The sequence below is a fragment of the Magnetospirillum sp. 15-1 genome (assembly GCF_900184795.1).
In the GTDB taxonomy this organism is placed as follows: domain Bacteria; phylum Pseudomonadota; class Alphaproteobacteria; order Rhodospirillales; family Magnetospirillaceae; genus Phaeospirillum.
Genome location: NZ_FXXN01000028.1, coordinates 181,751 through 201,140 on the forward strand (window position 1 = coordinate 181,751; position 19,390 = coordinate 201,140).

Sequence of the window (19,390 nt, forward strand, 5' to 3'; positions counted from 1 at the left end):
TTCTTACTGTGTCAGACGGGACAGAATGGTCAGCCAACCGGTCAGCACCGCGAAGGCCGCCAGGGTGAACAGGCCGTTCCAGCCCAGAACGATGGTCTTGGCCGGCTTGCCCACCAGCTCGCCCAGCAGCATGGCCGAGGCGGTCATGGCCGAGGAATTGATGGCCAGGCACCAGCCGCTGATCAGGCCCAGCGCCAGGGATTCGGTCGAAAGCGGCAGGCCGGGCGCCGCCCGGAGCGCCGAGGCGATGATGGTGACGGAAACGATGGGGTTGATGCCGATCAGGGCCGGGACCACCACCGCCAGGATGGCCAGGGCCGGCAGGATGACCGGCGGCAGCAGCGGCGAGGCGATCAGCGCTCCCAGGGTCTCGGGCGGGATCATGGCGGAGAACAGGGTGCCGATGAATCCGGCCGAGGACAGGATGGCGATCTCGGTGCGGTAGGCGGGGAAGGTGTTGGCCGCCTGGGTGACCACGCGATGGGCCACGGCGGCGCTGCCGTTGGCGATGCCGCCCTCCAGATACTGGCTGGCCAGCCAGCCCAGGCCGACCAGCGGGGTGGAGACCAGCATGGCGCGGCTGAGCGGCACGCCCAGCAGCCACTCGAACACCAGCGCCATCAGGAAGACCAGCAGCACCAGCCCGGCCACGCCGCCCAGGGCGGCGAGGTCGCGGGTAGGCTCGGTGGGCGGCACCAGATGGCGCAGATGGGCGGGGGCCTGGATGCGGTCCTGCACCCAGCCGAGCCCCAGGATCATGGCGCCGGTCGCCATGCCCAACGGCAGCATGGAGCTCCAGTGCAGGCTGGGCAGGGCGGTCAGCATCACCGCCAGGGAAATGGACAGCGGCGAGGCCAGCGGCGTGATGGAAAAGCCGCGCAGCAGGGCCATGACCATGCGGCGCTCGCGGATATCCCTGATCTGCTCGTTGCCGCCCGCCGCTTCCAGCGAGTTGCGGTGCTTGATCATGATGCCCAGCAGGCTCAGCACGCCGATATTGAGGATGATGCCGAACAGATAGCCGCCGACGGTCAGCAGGGCATAGCGTCGCCCCGGCGTCTGGTTGACGAAGAAGGTGGAGCAGCGGCTGACCAGGGGCGAGGTGCGGGCGGCTTCGCGCAAAAAGAACTGGTTGGCGAAGAAGGTGGCGAAGAAGGCGCCGGTATCCAGGGACGAGGCGATGACCTTGACGGGGTCGGCGGTGCCGGCCACGGCGGCGCCCATGGTCAGGCCGATGGCAAGGCCGACCATCACCTTGGCGTTGACCGCCATTTTGCGCCATTCCGCCGCCAGATAGGCGACCAGCAGCAGCCGCGCCCCCATGCGCAGAACCTCGGCCGGCACGATCACGTCGCCCAGCACGCAGGCGATCATGCCGAGCAGCAGCAGGGCGGAGGCACGAGTGCCGGTCATGGCGCCGCAAGTCCCTTCAGCCGGGCCAGCGCCGCCCTGGCCTCGTCCTCGAAGCGGGTAACGATGGCGGCCAGCGGCTCGATGCGGTCGGCGAAGGCCACCGATTGGCCCACCGACAGGGCGGCCTTGGTCCAGTCGCCGGTGCGATAGGCCTCGCGGCCCACCTTGCCGGAAATGTGCGGCATCAGCGCCTCGATACCGGCACCGCCCGATTCCAGGGCCTGGACCGTGGCGGTCGCCTCGTTACGCAGGACACGGGCGGTGTTGCGCAGACTGGACAGGATCAGGGTGGTCTCGGTCTCGTCGGCCTCGATCAGGCGGCGCTTGTAGTCGGCGTGGGCCCAGATTTCGTCGGCCACCAGGAAACGGGTGCCCACCACCACGCCGTCGGCCCCCAGCGCCAGGGCGGCCACCAGATGGGCGCCCGTGCCGATGCCGCCGCCCACCAGCAACGGGATGGACAGTTTGGCCGCCGCCACATTGGCCTGCACCATGGTTCCCACCATGTCCATGCCGGGATGGCCGCCGCATTCGGCGCCGACCACCGCCACGGCGTCGACGCCTTCGGCCTGGGCCTTCTGGGCGTATTTCACCGCCGGCACCTTGTGCATCACCTTGATGCCGGCCGCCTCGAGAGCCGGCAGGTAAGGGGCGGGATTGCGGCCCGAGGTCTCGACGAAGCGCACGTCCTCCTCGACGATCAGATCGAACACCGCCTGGGTGCGCTCGCCCTGGACCAGCTTGGGCAGCATGGAGACGTTGACGCCGAACGGCTTGCCCTCGGCCAACTCGCGGCATCTGCGGATGGCGGCCCTGAGGTCGGCCAATTCCTCGTAGCTGGCGGCGGTGATGAAGCCGCAGATGCCGGCCCGCGCCGCGGCGGCCACGTAATCCGGCGTCGCCAGCCATTGCAGCCCGCCGGCCAGCACCGGCAGGCGGATGCCGAACAGCTCGGTGATGCGGGTGGAGAACAGGGGGGTCACAGCGCCACGCCCTCCGGGGTCTCGCTCCCGGTGCGGTAGCGGAAGGTGCCTTCGCCCATGGCGATCAGCTTGCCGTTCTCGTCGAGGACTTCGGAGGAGCAGAACACGATACGGCTGCCGCCGGCCTTCTTGCGGCCGACGGCACGGATGATGCCGTGGCGGGCCTGGCCGGTGAAGCTGGTCGTCAACTGCAGGGTGACGACGCGACGCACCCGTCCGGGAAAGGGACAATAGGTAGCGGCAAAACCGCATGAGGTGTCGATCAGGGTGGCGAGCACGCCGCCATGGACCAGACCGGCCCGGTTGCAGTGCTTTCGCTCGATGGCGAGCTCCAGCACGGCGCGGTCCTCGGACCATTCCACCAGATGGTAGTCCAGCAGTTCCTGGAAGCCCGATCTGGGCTCGCCGTCCAGCAGATCAGTGCTCATGGAGGGCATCCCTGGCGAAGTAGAGGTCGTGGAGGCGGCCAAGATCAACCGAGGCCGCCGCTTCGGACAAGACCACCTTGCCGCCCCTGACCAGATAGACGTGGTCGGCGATCTTGAGCGCCTTGTTGGTGTTCTGCTCCACCAGCACGATGGTGCGGCCATCCTGCTTCAGGCGGTCGAGGATGCCCATCACCTCGTCCACCACCACGGGGGCGAGGCCGAGGGACGGCTCGTCCACCAGGATCAGCTTGGGCTCCTCCATCAGGCCGCGCCCCATGGCCAGCATCTGCGCCTCGCCGCCCGAAAGTGCGCCCGCCAACTGATCGCGGCGCTCGTAGAGGCGGGGGAACATGTCGTAGACCATTTTCAGGTTCCGGGGCGCGTTGGCCCGGCATTTCTTGGGGAAGGCTCCCATCATCAGGTTGTCGGCCACCGTCATGTCGCGGAACACCATGCGGCCTTCCGGGATCATGGCGATGCCGTCGGCCACCATGTCCCAGGTGGGGGCGTTGGTGCGGTCGGCACCCTGATAGAGGACCCGGCCCGAGCCGGTCTTCACCAGCCCCATGATGGCGCGCAAAAGCGTGGTCTTGCCGCCGCCGTTGGGGCCGAGGATGCAGGTGAGCTTGCCTTCCTCGATGGCGAGCGACAGGTCCCACAGGACGTTAATGGAGCCGTAGCCGGCCCTTAAGGATTCGATCTCAAGCAGCTTCGCCACCGGTGTAGCTCCTGATGACTTCGGGGTCGTTGAACACGTTTTCGGGGCTGCCCTCGGCGATCAGACGGCCGAAGTTCAGCACCACCACGCGGGGACACAGGCGGGTGATGGTCTCGATGTCGTGCTCGATGATCAGCAGGGCCAGGCCGTAGCGCTGCCGCACCTCGGACAGCGTATGCATGAAGGCGCGCTTGCCCGCCGTCTCGAGCCCGGCCAGCACCTCGTCGAGCATCAGCAGCTTTGGGTTGGTGGCGAGCGCCTTGCCCACCTCCAGCGCCTTCTGCTCGGTCAGCGCCAGCGAGGTGGCGGCGTCGGAATCCGCCTTGTGGCCCAGCTTCAGCAGGTCGAGGATTTCCTCGATCCGCTGCTTGTCGATGCGCCCGGTGGCGAAGCGCGACGCCACCATCAGGTTTTCGCGCACCGTCAGCTCGTGCATGGGCTGGGGCACCTGGAAGGCGCGGCCGATGCCGGCCCGCGCCCTGGCGTGGATGGGCATGGCCACCAGATCGCGGCCCAGGAAGCGGGCCTTGCCCCGCGTGGGGCGCACCAGCCCCGACACGGCGTTGAACAGGGTGGTCTTGCCCGCCCCGTTGGGGCCGACCAGACCGAGCACGTCGCCTTCCGCCATGGAGAAGGTGACGTCTCCCACCGCGATCAGGCCGCCGAAGGCCACGGTGACGCCGTCAAGCTCAAGCAGCATGGGCCGGGCCCTCCTTGCGCGACAGTTTGGCCATCAGCAGGGGCATCAGGCCGCCCGGACTGAACAGGATCATGGCGCCCAGCAGCACGCCCAGCACGATCTGATGGCCCTGGGGCAGGATGGGCTTGAAAGCCAACTGGTCGACCAGATAGACCACCACCGCGCCGACCAGCGGGCCGGTCACCGTGCGATAGCCGCCGAAGATGGCCGAGACGATGGCCAGCGTCGTCCACTGCCCGGCAAAGGCGTAGTCGGGCTCCAGGAAGTTGATGTAATGGGCGTTGAAGGCGCCGACCATGCCGGTGATGAAGGCGGAAACCACCAGCATCCAGGCTTTCAGCACGGTGGAGTTGACCCCCACCACGCGGGTGGCGTCCTCGCTGTCGTGCATCGCCTTGAGCGCCAGGCCATAGGCGCTGCGGCGGATCAGGTGATAGACCGCCATGGCCGCCACCACGATGGTCAGGATGACGAAATAGCCGCCCAGCTTGGAGCCGAAATCCAGGCCCAGCACGGTGGGCAGGCGGGGAATGGACAACAGCCCCGCCGCGCCGCCGGTGACCGGCTTCATCTCGGTGGCCAGGATACGGAAGATCTCGGCATAGGCCAGGATGGCGAGGGCGAAATAGGGGCCGCGCAACCGTAGCGCCGGCATGGTCGCCACCGAGGCCACGGCGGCACCCAGGCCGGCGACCAGCATGGCGGGGAATACCGGCCAGCCCCCCCTGAGCGTCAGCAGAGCCGAGACGTAGGCACCGACTCCGAAGAACGCGGCGTGGCCGAAGCTGACCATGCCGCCCAGATTGCCCAGCAGCGCCCAGGCCACCGCGATGCCGCCGATGGTCAGCGCCGCGACGATCAGGCCGATGACATAGGCGTTGGAGCCCACCGCCAGCGGCACGGCGATATAGGAGAAGGCCAGGAAGGCGGCGATCTTGATTACGTTGTTCATGCTTACCCCCGCCGCTTGGCGCGGCCGAACAGGCCGGACGGCATCAACAGCAGCACCACCAGGAACAGCACCATGCCGGCCAGTTCCTGCAGCGCCGACGACGCCATGGTGACGGTCAGGCTTTCCACGATGCCCAGCAGCACGGCGCCCAGCAGCACGCCGGGCACCGAGCCCATGCCGGCCAGCACGGTGATGATGAAGGCCTTGACCGTCAGGTGATGGCCCATGGCGGGCTGGATCACCTTGGCGGTGTAGATGGCGACACCCGCCACGGTGGCCAGCAGGCCGGACACAGCGAAGGAGAGTACCTCCGTCAATTGCGGGTTGACGCCCATCAGCTTGGCGGCGTCGCGGTTGGAGGCGACGGCGCGCAAGGCCCTGCCGTACCAGCTTTTTTCCAGCCACCACCACACGGCGCCCACCAGGATGATGCCGAGCGCGGCGAACACCAGTTCGGCCTGCATGGCGAACAGCGTATCGAACAGGATGGTGGCGTCGTGGTACCACGGCGTGGTGGCGGAATGGATGTCCGCCGACCAGATCATCAGCACCGCGTTGGTGAGGATCACCCCGATGCCGAAGGTCAGGATCAGCGAGTTCAGCTCGCGATCCTTCTTGATCATGCTGACCAGGTAATAGACCACCATGGCGGTCGCCACCACCACGGCCAGGGCCAGCGGCAGCGAGGCCAGGGGGTCGAGACCCAGCTTTTCCTCGGCGGTGTAGCTGATATAGGCGCCCAGCAGCACCAGCTCGCCATGGGCGAGGTTGATGACCCGCATGGTGCCGAACACCAGCGCGAGGCCGAGGGCGATCAGGGCGTAATACGCTCCCGACAGCACCCCGGAGAACAGGGATTGAAGGGTAAGTTCAAGCATGGACTCGGACCCTGGAACAGGAAATGGGCAATTCTATTCCCGTCATCACCGGGCTTGACCCGGTGATCCACGCGGTGTCGCCATTCCTGCGGTATCGGCGGCGGCGGGGCGTGGATGCCCGGAACAAGTCCGGGCATGACGGGAAAAATTCAGCGTTTCTCACCACGGAACGGCGGGGTACTTCACCTTGCCGGTGGCGGCGTCACTGGGCCACACCAGCACCACCTTGCCCGCCTGGTGCTGGCCCATGCGGTGGGTGAATTCCGGGTTGTCGCCGGATTCGTCGAAGCGGACCTTGCCGATCACTGTGTCGGCCTGGGTCTTGCGCATCTCGGCGGCGATGCCGCCCTTGTCCACGGTGCCGGCATCGGCGGCGCGGGCCACCGCCTCGAACAGCAGCTTGGACTGCACATAGCCGAAGATGCCCAGGTAATCGGGAGCCTTGTTGAACATCTTCTGGTAGGTCTCGGCGAATTCCTTGGCCTCGGGCGTGGTGAACTCGGCCGGGAAGGACAGGGTCGAGGTGCCCGAGACGTTTTCCATCAGGTCGGGGAACTCGGTGGCCATCTTGGAGGTGGCGAGCGACCATACGCCGGCGATGGTCTTGATGTCGGGCTTCAGAACCTTGGCGGCGCGCAGGATGCCCACGTAATCGTTCTCGTAGCCGATCATGGCGATGGCGTCGGGACGGTCCTGCAGCTTGATCTTGTGGATGATCGGCTTGAAGTCGTTGGTGGCCGGATCAAACGCATGCATGGTGACCTTGACGCCCTTGGGCGACAGGCCGGATTGCAGCATCTTGGCCACTTCCTCGGTGGCTTCCTTGGTGGAATAGACCACCGCCACCGACTTGACGCCCATCTCGCCGAACATGCCCATCAGGGCGCGGGCATAGCCTTCCGAGCTGTTGATGCGGAAGAAGGTCTTCAGGTTGCGCTTGGTCAGCTCGGTGGCGACGCCGCCCGAGGTGATGTAGACCTTGCCCAGCTTCTCGGCGGCTTCCGAGGCCGGGCCGATGATGTTGGAACCGTATCCGCCGGTATAGGCGACCACCCCGTCGGCGGCCAGCTTCTCCACGGCGCCCACCGCCTTGGCGGGCGAGGATTCATCGTCGACGGTCACGATCTTGACCGTGTGCTTGCCGTTCTTCTTGTTGAACATCTCGGCGGCCACCTGGATGCCCTCGTTCATGGCGGTGCCAACCCGGGCGAGATTGCCCGACAGCGGAATCTCGGCGCCGATCTTGAACTCGGCGGCCTTGGCCGGGGCAAGGCCCAGCATCAGCGACAGGGCGAGAGCCGAAACACAGAGCTTGCTCTTGGACATTATTGCTTCCTCCCAACGTTCAAAGATTGTCGTAGCTGTGGTTTCTTGCCGCCTCGGCGAGGCGGTTCTTCAGGATTTTGCCGGTGGCCCCGGCGGGCAGGTGCCCGACCACCACCACCTCGCCCGGTCGCTTGTAGGGGGCGAGGCGGGTGGCGGCCCATTCCTCCAGCTCGGTGGCGGCAAGCTCGGTGCCCGGCGCCACCTGGACGAAAGCCACCACCTCCTCATTGCCGTCGGCGGCGGGGCGGCCCACCACGGCGGAATGGGTGACCAGCGGATGGGCGTTGAACACCGCTTCCACCTCGGCGGGATAGACGTTGAAGCCCGAACGGATGATCAGCTCCTTGGCACGGCCCACGATGAACAATGCCCCATCGGGGTCGCGTCGCGCAAAGTCGCCGGTGTTGAGCCAGCCCTCGGGATTGATCACCTCATCGGTCATTCTTGGGGCGCGGTAATAGCCCTTCATGGTGCCGGGACCCCGGCTCCACAATTCGCCCACCTGGCCGTCGGGCATGTCCTGGCCGTCGGGACCGACGATACGCGCCTCGACGCCGGGCAGGGCGTGGCCCACCGAGCAATCGCCGCGCGGCGCGTCCAGGCGGGTCTGGCAGATGGTCGGTGCCGATTCGGTCAGGCCGTAACCGTTGTTCAGCACCCGGCCGAACAGCGCCTCGGTCTCGGCCTTGATGGCCGGGTCGAGCGGCGACCCGCCCGCCGACAGGAAGCGAAGCGCGGGGGCCTCCACCTTGGCGCCGGAGAGGCGGATGTGTTCCAGGAACTTGGCGAACATGGCCGGCACGCCGTTCCACATGGTGAGACCGGCCTTGAGGTCGGCCAGCACCTGGGCGGGAGCGAAGCGCGGCGCCACATGCAGGCAGGCGCCGCCATAAAGCGTTCCCACCAGCACCGAGGCCAGCCCGAAGACGTGGGACATGGGCAGCACGCCATAGGCCACGTCGCCGGCGCCCATATCGCGCAGGCCGCCCGATACCGCCCCCACGAACATGACGTTGCGATGGGTGAGCATGACGCCCTTGGGGGTCCCCGTGGTGCCCGAGGTATAGATCAAGGCCGCCACCTGGGTGTTGCCGGGCTCCACCGGCTCGGGCTGACATTGGGCGTTGAGCGGCCCCACGGCGAAGCTGCCGAGGAAGGGCAGGGACCGCAGTTCCGCGCCGTGCCGTCTGGCGTGGGCGGTGGCCTCCGCCGAGACGTCGGTGGTGTAGATCACCCGTCTGGCGCCGCAATGGTCGCGGATGGTGTCGATCTCGCGCTCGGACAGTCGTGCGTTGATGATCGCCGCCCAGGCATCAAGCTCGCCCGCCGCCAGGATCAGGGCCACCAGGGTCAGGCAATTTTCGCCCACCAGCATCAGCCGGTCGCCGGGACGCACCTGCAATTGGCGCAGCAGCGTCCCGGCCTCGTCCATGGCCTCGCCCAACTGGGCATAGGTCCAGCGGGTCTCTCCCTGGATCATGGCCGGGGCCTGGGGCGTGCGTCGCTGCCACTGCCGCGCCAGCTGGGCCAGCCGGGGCGGCAGGTCGGCCAGGATATCGGCGACAGGCCGCATCAGGCGATGTCCTTCAGCATGTTGCGCGCGATGACCAGTTGCTGGATCTGGGTGGTGCCCTCGTAGATGCGGAACAGACGGACGTCGCGATAGAACCGCTCGATGCCGTAATCGGCGATGTAGCCGGCGCCGCCATGGACCTGCACGGCGCGGTCGGCGATGCGACCCACCGCTTCCGAGGCGAACATCTTGCAGCAGGCCGCCTCGGTGGAGACGTTCTGGCCCAGGTCCTTCTTGCGCGCCGCGTCCAGCACCATGCAGCGCGCCGCATAGGCCTCGGTGCGGGAATCGGCCAGCATGGCCTGGATCAGTTGGAACTCGCCGATGGGCTTGCCGAACTGCACCCGCTCGGCGGCGTACTTGACGCTGTCCCTGATCAGGCGCTCCGACACGCCGACGCAGGTGGCCGAGATGTGCAGGCGGCCGCGATCCAGAACCTTCATGGCGGTCTTGAAGCCCTGGCCCTCGACGCCGCCGATGATGTTGGCGGCGGGCACGCGGACGTCCTCGAGGATCACGTCGCAGGTGTGGGCGCCCTTTTGGCCCATCTTCTTGTCGATCTTGCCCAGGCTGAGGCCGGGGGAATCGGCGTCGACGATGAAGGCCGTGATGCCGCCCGCGCCCTTATTGTTGGGATCGGTACGGGCCATCAGGGTGAAGATGGAGGCTTCCGGCGCGTTGGTGATGAAGCGCTTGGTGCCGTTGACGATGTAATGGTCGCCGTCGCGGCGCGCCGTGGTGCGCAAGGACGCGGCGTCCGAGCCGGCATTGGGCTCGGTCAGGGCGAACGAGGCGATCAGTTCGCCGGTGGCGAGGCGGGGCAGGTACTTCTGCTTCTGCTCCTCCGTGCCGTCGATGATGATGCCCTGCGAGCCGATGCCGTTATTGGTGCCGAAGATGGAGCGGAAGGCCGGCGAGGTCTGGCCGATCTCGAAGGCGCACAGTACCTCCTCCTCCATGGTCAGGCCCAGTCCGCCGTATTCCTCGGGAATGGACAGGCCGAACAGGCCCAATTCCTTCATCTCGGCCACGATCTCGGGCGGAAGGGCGTCGTCCTCGGCGATGCGCTCCTCGTTGGGCACCAGGCGCTCGCGCACGAAGCGCGAAAGGGTGTCGAGCAACTGATTGAGGATTTCCTGGTCACGGATCATGTCGGTCTCGTCCCGTCTTGGATGGATTGGAGTCAGCGGCGTCCCAGCGCCGCCTCGATCTTGCGGGCCACCGCCACCAGGCGGGGGCCGAGGTCGCCTTCCAGGCGCTCGCGCGACAGCAGGAAGGCGGCTCCGCCGCAGTTGAGCGCCACCACGGTGCCGGTGGCCGGATTGGTCAACGCCACGCCCACGGCGTGGACGTCGCTCTGCCAGTCGCCCACCGACATGGTGAAGCCACGGGTGGCGTATTCGCGGAAGGCCCGTTCCAGGCCCAGCTTGATGCGCGGCCAGTCGTCGGGATGACGCGTCCTGACCTCGTCGAGGATGGGATTGCGCTCGGCCTCGGGGATCGCCGCCAGGAAGGCGCGGCCCATGGCGGTGGTCGCCACCGGAATGCGCGAGCCCACCGACAGGCGGATGGTCAGCGCCCCTTTGCCGCGGCAGGATTCCACGTAGATCATGCTGGTGCGGTCGTGGCTGCCCAGCGACACCGCCACGTCGGAGTAATCGGCCAACTCCTGCATCAGCGGGCGGGCCACATGGCGGATGTCCATGCCGGCCAGGGCGGTGTAGCCCAGCGACAGCACGGCGGTGCCCAGCTTGTACTTGGAATAGCGGTCGATATAGATCAGGTAGCCCAGCTTGGTCAGCGTGTAGGTCAGACGCGATATCGTCGGCTTGGGCAGTCCGGTGCGCGCCGCGATCTCCTGGTTGCCCAGCATGGCGTCGTTGGCGCGGAAGCAGCGCAGCACCTCGAGGCCACGCGACAGCGCCACCACGAACTGCCTGTCCTGAGTTTCCTCGGTCTGCGTCTCTTCGGTCCGGCTTTCCTCGGATTCCGTCAAGGCTTCATCTCCCGGTTCCCCCTCCTTTTGGCGGGGGAGGATGTTTTCGTTTGCCAAGCGACCAAAACACGACTTAGGCTCTGGCGTCAACAGAATGTGAAATCGAATTCCGCACAGCGAAATTGAGGGACGTCATGACGGAAGTGCTCCTGGAAAAACCCTTTGATTCCGTGGCTTTGCTGCGTATCAACCGGCCCGAGGCCAAGAATGCGCTCAACGGCGAAGTGCGCCGCCAGTTGGCCGAGCACATGACGGCGCTGGGCGCCGACCCCACCGTCCGGGCCATCGTGATGACCGGTAACCAGGAGGCCTTCGCCGCCGGAGCCGACATCAAGGACATGGCCGAGGTGGGGGCCATCGAGCTGATGCAGCGCAACAATCATCTGCTGTGGCGGGCCATCGCCAATTGCCCCAAGCCGGTGATCGCCGCGGTCCAGGGGTATGCCTGGGGCGGCGGCTGCGAGTTGGTGATGCACGCCGACATCATCGTGGCGGGCGAGACCGCCAGCTTCTCCCAGCCCGAGGTCAAGGTGGGCATCATGCCGGGCGCCGGCGGCACCCAGCGCCTGACGCGCGCCGTGGGCAAGTTCAAGGCCATGCTGATGGTGATGACCGGCCAGGCGATCAGCGGCATCGAAGCCGGCCAGATGGGCCTCGCCAGTCTGGTGGTGCCCGATGCCGAGGTGCTGGACAAGGCGCTGGAGATCGCCAAGACCATCTCGCGTATGCCGCCCGTCGCCATCGCCCAGATCAAGGAAGTGCTGCTGGCCGGTCAGGACGCCTCGCTGGACACCGCCCTGATGCTGGAGCGCAAGGCCTTCCAACTGCTGTTCGCCAGCGCCGATCAGAAGGAAGGCATGAAGGCCTTCATCGAGAAGCGCAAGCCCGCCTACGTCGGCAAGTGAAAATGGGGGAAATGATCATGAGCCTCGACGCCAACCGTTCCGACCTCATTCTCGGGCTCGTAGGGACCGGCACCATGGGGCGCGGCATCGCCCAGATCGCCGTGACCTCGGGTGTCACCGTCATCCTGGTGGACGCCATGCCCGGCGCCGCCGCCAAGGCCCGTGACGCCGTTTCCGGCATGCTCGCCAAGCTGGCCGAGAAGGGCAAGCTGACCCCCGACGCCTGCGCCGCCGCGACCGGTCGTCTCAAGCTGGGTGAAAGCCTCGCCGATCTGGCCCCCTGCCATGTGGTAGTGGAGGCCATCGTCGAGGACATCAACGTCAAGCAGGCTCTGATGAAGGACCTGGAGGCGATCGTCTCCTCGGACTGTCTGATCGCCAGCAATACCTCGTCGCTGTCGGTGACCTCCATCGCCGCCGCCTGCCGGCACCCTGAGCGGGTGGGCGGCTTTCATTTCTTCAATCCCGTTCCACTGATGAAAGTGGTGGAGGTCATCGATGGCGTCATGACGGCGCCGTGGGTCGTCGAGGCGCTGACCGCTCTGGCCCGGCGCATGGGGCATTCCCCCGTGAAGGCCAAGGATACGCCCGGCTTCATCGTCAACCATGCCGGGCGCGGCTATGGTACCGAGGCGCTCAAGCTGGTGGGCGAGGGGGTGACCGATTTCTTCACCGCCGACCGTATCCTCAAGGGTGCCGCCGGATTTCGCATGGGGCCGTTCGAACTGCTCGACCTCACCGCTCTCGACGTTTCCCACCCGGTGATGGAGAGCATCTACGACCAGTATTATCAGGAACCCCGCTACCGCCCGTCGCCCATTACCCGGAGCCGCCTGACCGCCGGGCTGCTGGGCCGCAAGACCGGGCGCGGCTTTTATACCTATGAGGGCGACAAGGCGGTAGTCCCGCCGGCTCCCGTGGTCCCCGCCGCTTGGGAAGGTCCGGTATGGGTGGCGCCGGGCGAGGGCTCGCTGGCCGTCGCCGCCCTGGTGACCAAGCTGGGGGCCAAGCTGGAAAAGGGCGCGAAGCCGACCAAGGCCGCCCTGATCCTGATCCCGGTGCTGGGTGAGGATTGCACCGCGGCCGTGGTCCGCCTCGGCCTCGACGCCAGCCGCGCCGTCGCCATCGATCCGCTGTTCGGTCTGGACGGCCATCGTACCCTGATGACCAACCCGGTGACCGCCGCCGAAATCCGCGACGGTGCCCATGGCCTGCTGGCCGGCGATAATGTCGCCGTCTCGGTGATCTCGGACAGCCCCGGTCTGGTGGCGCAAAGGGTGGTGGCGACCATCGTCAACATCGGCTGCGATATCGCCCAGCAGCGCATCGCCACGCCCGAGGACATCGACAAGGCGGTGACGCTCGGCCTCGGCTATCCCGCCGGACCGCTGTCGTGGGGCGACCGCATCGGCGCCGACAAGGTCGTCGCCATCCTCGATGCCATGCTGGCCATCACCCATGACCCCCGCTACCGCGCCTCGCTCTGGCTGCGCCGCCGCGCGGCGCTGGGCGTTTCCCTGCTGACTTCGGAGTCCTGATCCATGCTCGACGCTTATCTCTATGACGGTCTGCGTTCCCCCATCGGCCGCCATGCCGGCGGGCTGGCTCCGGTGCGTCCCGACGATCTCGCCGCCGAAGTGATCCGCGCCCTGGTGGCCCGCTCATCCTTCAAGCCGGAAGATGTCGAGGACGTCATTCTCGGCTGCACCAATCAGGCGGGCGAGGACAGCCGCAACGTGGCGCGTCACGCCAGCCCTGCTGGCCGGACTCCCCGTGGAAGTGGCGGGGCAGACCATCAACCGCCTGTGCGCCTCGGGTCTGGCCGCCGTGCTGGACGCGGCGCGCTCGGTGACCTGCGGCGAGGGCGACCTGTTCGTGGCCGGCGGCGTGGAGAGCATGAGCCGTGCTCCCTTCGTGCTGGCCAAGGCGGAAAGCGCCTGGTCCCGCGACGCCAAGATCTTCGACACCACCATCGGGGCGCGCTTCGCCAATCCCAAGGTGATCAAGGGCTTCGGCAATCATTCCATGCCCGAGACCGCCGACAATATCGCCCACGATCTGGGCCTGTCGCGGGAAGCCTCCGACACCTTCGCCGCCGCCTCCCAGGCCAAGTATGCCAAGGCCAAGGCCGAGGGCTTCTACGAGGGCGAGATCCACCCCATCACCATTCCTGGCCGCAAGGGCGACACCGTGGTGGCCGAGGACGAGCATCCGCGTCCCCAGACCGATCTGGCGGCGCTGACCAAGCTGAAGCCGCTGTTCGAGGGCGGCGTGGTCACCGCCGGCAACGCGTCGGGCATCAACGACGGCGCGGCGGCCCTGTTCATCGGCTCGCGCGCGGCGGGCGAGAAGGCCGGCGTCGCGCCCATCGCCCGCATCGTCGCCGGGGCGGCGGCCGGCGTTCCTCCGCGCGTCATGGGCCTGGGGCCGGTTCCGGCCATCACCAAGGCCCTGGCCCGCGCCAAGCTCAGCCTGAAGGACCTCGACCTCATCGAGATCAACGAGGCCTTCGCCGTGCAGGTGCTGGGCTGCGTCACCCAACTGGGTGTCGCCGCCGATGATTCCCGCCTCAATCCCAATGGCGGCGCCATCGCCATCGGCCATCCGCTCGGCTGCTCCGGTGCCCGTCTGGCGTTGACCGCCGCCCGGCAGTTGCAGCGTACCGGCGGCCGCTATGCGGTGGTGTCGCTCTGCATCGGGGTCGGCCATGGGCTGGCCGCCGTGATCGAGAGGGTCTAGAGCCATGGGCTTGAAGGAAATCCTCGTCCATGTGGAGCCCGATGCGGCCGGGGCGGGGCGTCTCGACCTCGCCCGGGTCCTGGCGGCCGAGCATGGCGCCCGGCTGGTGGGCGTGGGGGAGGGGGATGTGGTCCCCGAGGGCGTCGACGAGTGGCGGCCCATCAGCGGGCTGAAGCAGTTGGCGCTGCATGCCCGCTACGCCGACCTGACCATCGTCGGACAGGCCCCCTCCGGTGCCTCCGACCACATCACCGAAACGCTGATGAGCGTCGGCCGCCCTTTGCTGGCGGTACCGCGCCACGGCCGCTTTCCCAGCGTCGGCCGCCGTGTTCTGGTGGCGTGGAACGCGTCCCGCGAGGCGACGCGGGCGGTGTTCGATTCCCTGCCGCTGCTGGAGGGAGCCACCAATGTCACGGTGATGACCATGGATGCCGAGGATGACGACCGTGTCCCCGGTGCCGATATCGGCCTTACCCTGGCCCGGCACGGCATCAAGGTCGACGTGGTGCGCTCGACCCTGGGCGATATCGACGCCGGCAACGCCCTGCTGTCGCGTGCCGCCGACCAGGGGGCCGACCTCCTGGTCATGGGGGCGTTCGGCCATTCGCCGTTGCGCGAGAAGATGCTGGGCGGCGCCACCCGCCATATCCTCGACCACATGACCGTACCGGTCCTCCTCTCACATTGAGGATGTTTCATTCGACGGGGGGCGGCGGATAAGGCAACAATCCGCCGCCCCCTTTTCCTTGGAGACTGGCTATGCGTGACTGCCTGGAATTCTACATCGACGGCGCCTGGGTGAAGCCCGCCCCGGGCTCGCGTCTGCTCGACGTGATCAACCCCGCCACCGAGCAGGTTTCCGGGCAGGTGGCGCTGGGCATCGCCGACGACGCCGTCCGCGCCATCGAGGCGGCGGCGCGTGCCTTTGCTCCTTGGGCGGCGACGCCCTTGGCCGAGCGCCTGGACATCCTCGCCAGGGTGACGGCAGGCTACGAGCGCCGCATCGACGAGATCGCCCAGGCCATCAGCCTGGAGATGGGCGCACCGCTGGAACGCTTCGCCAAGCCGGCCCAGGCCCGCGCCGGGCTGGGGCATTTCAAGACGGCCCTGGCCCTTGCCAAGACCTACGCCTTCGAGCGCCGCCAGGGCACCACCCTGGTGGTCAAGGAGCCGGTGGGCGTGGCAAGCCTGATCACGCCGTGGAACTGGCCCTTGAACCAGATCGCCTGCAAGGTGGCGCCCGCCTTGGCGGCGGGCTGCGCCATGGTTCTAAAGCCCAGCGAATTCGCCCCCTATTCGGCCCGTATCCTGGCCGAGATCATCCACGAGGCCGGTGTTCCCGCCGGCGTCTTCAACATGGTGTTCGGCGACGGCGCCGAGATCGGCCCGGTGCTGTCGTCCCATCCCCTGGTGGACATGGTGTCGTTGACCGGCTCCAACCTCGCCGGTTCGTCGGTGATGCGCGAAGGGGCGGCGACCATCAAGAAGGTGTCGCTGGAACTGGGCGGCAAGTCGGCCAACATCATCTGCGACAGCGCCGACTTCCCCAAGGCCATGGGCCACGCGGTCAAGGCCATGATGGGCAATACGGGCCAAAGCTGCAACGCGCCGTCCAGGCTGTTCGTCCCCGCCCATCGGCTGGAGGAGGCCGAGGCTCTGGCCGCCGAACTGTGCGCCCAGATCAAGGTGGGCGATCCCCTTGACCCCGAGACGGTGATGGGCCCCATCGCCAATGCCCGCCAGTTCGACAAGGTGCGGCGTATGATCCGCACCGGCATCGAAGAGGGCGCCAGGCTAGTCTGCGGCGGTCCCGAGCGGCCCGACGGGCTTGAGGCGGGCTACTTCGTGCGTCCCACCGTGTTCAGCCGGGTCAATGACCGGATGACCATCATGCGCGAGGAAATCTTCGGCCCGGTATTGTCCATGCGCGGCTATGCCGATCTGGATGACGCGGTGAATGGCGCCAATGATTGCGTCTACGGCCTGTCGGGCTATGTCACCGCCGGCGACCTGGACGAGGCCCGCGCCGTGGCGCGGCGGCTGCGCACCGGCATGGTGCATCTGAACGGAGCCCTGTCCCATCCCGGCGGACCGTTCGGCGGCATCCGCCAGTCGGGCGTCGGCCGCGAATGGGGCGAGGCGGGATTCGAGGAATTCCTGGAATCCAAGACCCTGTTCGGCTCCGAACCGAAGGAATAGACCAATGCTGGAAACCGGCTTCTTCTCCCTCGGCACGCCGGGGCGTCTCGACGAGGATCTCGCCTTCGTTCTCGCCAAGGCCGCCGAGTTGAATCTGCCCAAGCTGGGTGATCTGGGGCCGGTGGAGGGGCGGGCCGAGTTCGCCCGGCGGGTGGCGCGCACCAATCCCCCGGCGCCGGAAGGGATTGTTGCCGAGGACTTCACCATCGGCGGCATTCCGGCCCGGCGCTACCAGCCGCAGGGGGGGCCGAGGAGCAAGGCCCTGCTGCTGTACTTCCACGGTGGCGGTTTCGTGGTCGGCGACCTGGAGACCCACGATCCCCATTGCCGCGCCCTGGCGGCGGACAGCGGTTCCGTGGTGGTGGCGGTGGATTACCGCCTTGCGCCCGAAAATCCCTATCCCGCCGCCATCGAGGACGGCATCGCCGCGCTGAAATGGGCGGCCAGGGAGTATGCGGGTTGGAAACTGGGAGTGGCCGGCGACAGTGCCGGCGGCACCCTGGCGGCGGTGGTGGCCTTGCATGCCCGCGACCTGGATATTCCGCTGGCCCTGCAGATGTTGATCTACCCGGCGGTGGACCAGCGGGGTGACTTTCCCTCCCGCGTGCGGCTGGCCCGCGGCTATCTGCTGACCCAGGCCGATATGGAGTGGTTCACCGAGCAGTATTTCATCGGCCGGGCCAATCCGGTCCTCGAGCCCGATGCCTCGCCGCTGCGCGCCGCTTCCCATGCCGGGCTGGCTTCCGCTCTGGTGTTGACCTGCGGCTTCGATCCCCTGGTGGACGAGGGCGACGCCTATGCCCAGGCCTTGAAGCGGGCAGGGGTGCCGGTGCGCCATGTGCGGCTGGAGGGCTCCATTCACGGCTGTCTGGGGCTGGCCGGCTACGTCGCCTCGGGCAAGGCGGCGCTGGCGGAGGTGTGCCGGGCGTGGGGGGCTGTGGCCGCCTGATTCGTTGAACGGCCATTCAATGATGGTTGACTCTCGCAACGGAATGAATGAACATTCAGTCAGATTGAATGGTCAGTCAATTCGAGGCGTGAATGTCCTTCTCCGTGCTGAATACCGCCCGCCGTGGCGCCGTCTTCGTGGTCACCCTGGCCAGTCCGCCGGTCAATGCCCTGTCCCGCGCCCTGATCAAGGACCTGCATGCCGCCATGGATATGGTGGAGGCGGACAAGTCCATCCGTGTCCTGCATGTGCGTTCCGAGCAGAAGGCGTTCTGCGCCGGTGCCGATCTGGCCGAGATGCGCGAGAATCTGGCCAATCCCGATCTGGTGGATGCCCAGATCGCCTTTGTCCGCGACCTGCAGAACGTCTTGAAGCGCATCGAGACCCTGCCGCTCGCCACCGTCGCCGAGGTGGGCGGCGCGGCCATGGGCGGCGGGCTGGAACTGGCGCTGGCCTGTGATTTCCGCATCGCCGCCGACGAGGCCAAGCTGGCCCTGCCCGAGGTCAATCTCGGCCTTATTCCGGGGGCGGGGGGAACCCAGCGCCTGACCCGCCTGTGCGGCCCGGCCATCGCCAAGCGGCTGATCCTGGGCGCCGAAATCCTCGACGGCCGGAGCGCCGCCCAGATGGGCATCGTCCATTGGTCGGCGCCGCGCGCCGAACTGGCCGACAAGGCCGCGACGCTCGCCGATCGCATCGCCACCCTGCCGCGCGCCGCCGTGGCGGCGTCCAAGTCCTGCATCGAGGCCTCCCTCGACCCGTCCCGCGACGGCTACGAGGAGGAGCTGACCGCCACCCGTGACCTGTTGTTGCACGAACCCGAGACCCGCCACCGGGTCGAGGCGTTCCTGTCCAAGTGAATGTTCATCAAAGGAGCAAGGAAATGAAGTTCGAGGATAAAGTCGCCCTGATCACAGGCGGTGCGTCGGGCATCGGCCTGTGCACCGTCACCTCCATGGCCGAGTTGGGTGCCGACGTGCTGATCGCCGACATCAACGTCGAAGCCGGCGAGAAGGCGGCGGCCGGCTTGAAGGCCCGGGGCTTCAAGGCCGAGTTCGTGCGTCTCGACGTCACCGACAAGGCCAATATCGCCAAGGTGAAGGAGCATGTGCTCGCCACCCGCGGCCGCCTCGACATCCTGTGCAACGTGGCGGGCTGGGGCCATATCCAGCCGTTCGTCGACAACGACGACGCCTTCATCGCCAAGGTTATGAGCCTCAACCTGTCGGGTCCCATCGAGCTGATCCGCGCCTTCTTCCCCATGATGATCGAGAAGAAGACCGGCAAGATCGTCAACGTCGCCTCCGACGCCGGCCGCGTCGGGTCCTTGGGCGAAAGCGTCTATTCGGCGGCCAAGGGCGGCCTGATCGCCTTCTCCAAGGCGCTGGCCCGCGAGGGTGCCCGCTACAACATCAACGTCAACGCCATCTGCCCCGGCCCGACCGACACCCCGCTGCTCAAGTCCGAGCCGGAAAAGTTCCTCGAGGCCTTCCTCAAGGTCATTCCCATGCGCCGCTTCGGCCAGCCGCAGGAAGTGGCCGATTCCATCGTCTTCATGGCTTCCAACCGCGCCGATTACATCACCGGCCAGGTTCTGTCGGTCAACGGCGGCATCACCATGGTGGGCTAAG

Annotated in this window: 18 protein-coding genes and 1 pseudogene; 8 read left to right on the forward strand and 11 right to left on the reverse strand. The window is 67.3% G+C overall.

From position 1 onward, the window contains the following. Window positions 1–3: 3 nt before the first annotated feature. The 11 genes from CP958_RS22120 to CP958_RS22170 form a co-directional block, all read right to left on the reverse strand. Window positions 4–1,413 carry a hypothetical protein gene (locus CP958_RS22120; protein ID WP_096704374.1) on the reverse strand — a complete coding sequence of 470 codons (1,410 nt, stop codon included), beginning with the start codon at window positions 1,411–1,413 and terminating at the stop codon, window positions 4–6. Further along, window positions 1,410–2,396, reverse strand: a complete 987-nt coding sequence (locus tag CP958_RS22125) for a nitronate monooxygenase (RefSeq protein WP_096704375.1) — start codon at window positions 2,394–2,396, stop codon at window positions 1,410–1,412. The genes CP958_RS22120 and CP958_RS22125 overlap by 4 nt, the downstream gene beginning before the upstream one ends. Next, the gene (locus CP958_RS22130) at window positions 2,393–2,824 is read right to left on the reverse strand and encodes a PaaI family thioesterase (protein ID WP_096704991.1); all 432 of its coding nucleotides are present in this window, start codon (window positions 2,822–2,824) and stop codon (window positions 2,393–2,395) included. Before CP958_RS22130 ends, CP958_RS22125 begins: the two co-directional genes overlap by 4 nt. Further along, window positions 2,814–3,542, reverse strand: coding sequence for an ABC transporter ATP-binding protein (locus tag CP958_RS22135; RefSeq protein WP_197706441.1), 729 nt, complete (start codon window positions 3,540–3,542; stop codon window positions 2,814–2,816). Before CP958_RS22135 ends, CP958_RS22130 begins: the two co-directional genes overlap by 11 nt. Continuing rightward, window positions 3,526–4,242: an ABC transporter ATP-binding protein gene (locus CP958_RS22140; RefSeq protein WP_197706442.1), complete on the reverse strand. Its 717-nt coding sequence runs from the start codon at window positions 4,240–4,242 to the stop codon at window positions 3,526–3,528. Before CP958_RS22140 ends, CP958_RS22135 begins: the two co-directional genes overlap by 17 nt. Beyond that, complete coding sequence (locus CP958_RS22145; RefSeq protein WP_096704376.1) at window positions 4,232–5,194, reverse strand: branched-chain amino acid ABC transporter permease; 963 nt, start codon at window positions 5,192–5,194, stop codon at window positions 4,232–4,234. Before CP958_RS22145 ends, CP958_RS22140 begins: the two co-directional genes overlap by 11 nt. Before the next feature lie 2 nt (window positions 5,195–5,196). Beyond that, the gene (locus CP958_RS22150) at window positions 5,197–6,072 is read right to left on the reverse strand and encodes a branched-chain amino acid ABC transporter permease (protein ID WP_096704377.1); all 876 of its coding nucleotides are present in this window, start codon (window positions 6,070–6,072) and stop codon (window positions 5,197–5,199) included. A gap of 159 nt (window positions 6,073–6,231) precedes the next feature. Then, window positions 6,232–7,398, reverse strand: coding sequence for an ABC transporter substrate-binding protein (locus tag CP958_RS22155; RefSeq protein ID WP_096704378.1), 1,167 nt, complete (start codon window positions 7,396–7,398; stop codon window positions 6,232–6,234). A gap of 19 nt (window positions 7,399–7,417) precedes the next feature. Continuing rightward, window positions 7,418–8,971 (reverse strand): AMP-binding protein, encoded by a 1,554-nt coding sequence (locus CP958_RS22160; RefSeq protein WP_096704379.1) that lies wholly within the window; start codon window positions 8,969–8,971, stop codon window positions 7,418–7,420. After that, on the reverse strand, window positions 8,971–10,122 hold the full coding sequence (locus CP958_RS22165) for an acyl-CoA dehydrogenase family protein (protein WP_096704380.1): 1,152 nt from the start codon (window positions 10,120–10,122) through the stop codon (window positions 8,971–8,973). The genes CP958_RS22160 and CP958_RS22165 overlap by 1 nt, the downstream gene beginning before the upstream one ends. A gap of 32 nt (window positions 10,123–10,154) precedes the next feature. Beyond that, window positions 10,155–10,967 (reverse strand): IclR family transcriptional regulator, encoded by an 813-nt coding sequence (locus tag CP958_RS22170; protein ID WP_096704994.1) that lies wholly within the window; start codon window positions 10,965–10,967, stop codon window positions 10,155–10,157. A 134-nt stretch (window positions 10,968–11,101) separates the two neighbouring features. Here CP958_RS22170 and CP958_RS22175 point away from each other — a divergent pair, with 134 nt between their 5' ends. From CP958_RS22175 to CP958_RS22210, 8 genes and pseudogenes are all read left to right on the forward strand, one after another. Next, window positions 11,102–11,872: an enoyl-CoA hydratase gene (locus CP958_RS22175; protein WP_096704381.1), complete on the forward strand. Its 771-nt coding sequence runs from the start codon at window positions 11,102–11,104 to the stop codon at window positions 11,870–11,872. A 17-nt stretch (window positions 11,873–11,889) separates the two neighbouring features. Next, window positions 11,890–13,410, forward strand: a complete 1,521-nt coding sequence (locus tag CP958_RS22180; protein ID WP_096704995.1) for a 3-hydroxyacyl-CoA dehydrogenase — start codon at window positions 11,890–11,892, stop codon at window positions 13,408–13,410. Window positions 13,411–13,413: 3 nt separating this feature from the next. After that, a pseudogene (locus tag CP958_RS22185) lies at window positions 13,414–14,611 on the forward strand (3-oxoadipyl-CoA thiolase). Window positions 14,612–14,615: 4 nt separating this feature from the next. Next, window positions 14,616–15,299, forward strand: a complete 684-nt coding sequence (locus CP958_RS22190; RefSeq protein WP_096704382.1) for a universal stress protein — start codon at window positions 14,616–14,618, stop codon at window positions 15,297–15,299. Window positions 15,300–15,370: 71 nt separating this feature from the next. Continuing rightward, window positions 15,371–16,810, forward strand: coding sequence for an aldehyde dehydrogenase family protein (locus CP958_RS22195; protein ID WP_096704383.1), 1,440 nt, complete (start codon window positions 15,371–15,373; stop codon window positions 16,808–16,810). 4 nt (window positions 16,811–16,814) lie between these two features. After that, a complete protein-coding gene (locus CP958_RS22200; protein ID WP_096704384.1) occupies window positions 16,815–17,759 on the forward strand; it encodes an alpha/beta hydrolase in 945 nt (314 codons plus the stop codon). Window positions 17,760–17,851: 92 nt separating this feature from the next. After that, window positions 17,852–18,619: an enoyl-CoA hydratase/isomerase family protein gene (locus CP958_RS22205; protein ID WP_096704385.1), complete on the forward strand. Its 768-nt coding sequence runs from the start codon at window positions 17,852–17,854 to the stop codon at window positions 18,617–18,619. 23 nt (window positions 18,620–18,642) lie between these two features. After that, entirely contained in the window at window positions 18,643–19,389 is a 747-nt protein-coding gene (locus CP958_RS22210; RefSeq protein ID WP_096704386.1) for an SDR family NAD(P)-dependent oxidoreductase, read from the forward strand. Window position 19,390 lies beyond the last annotated feature (1 nt).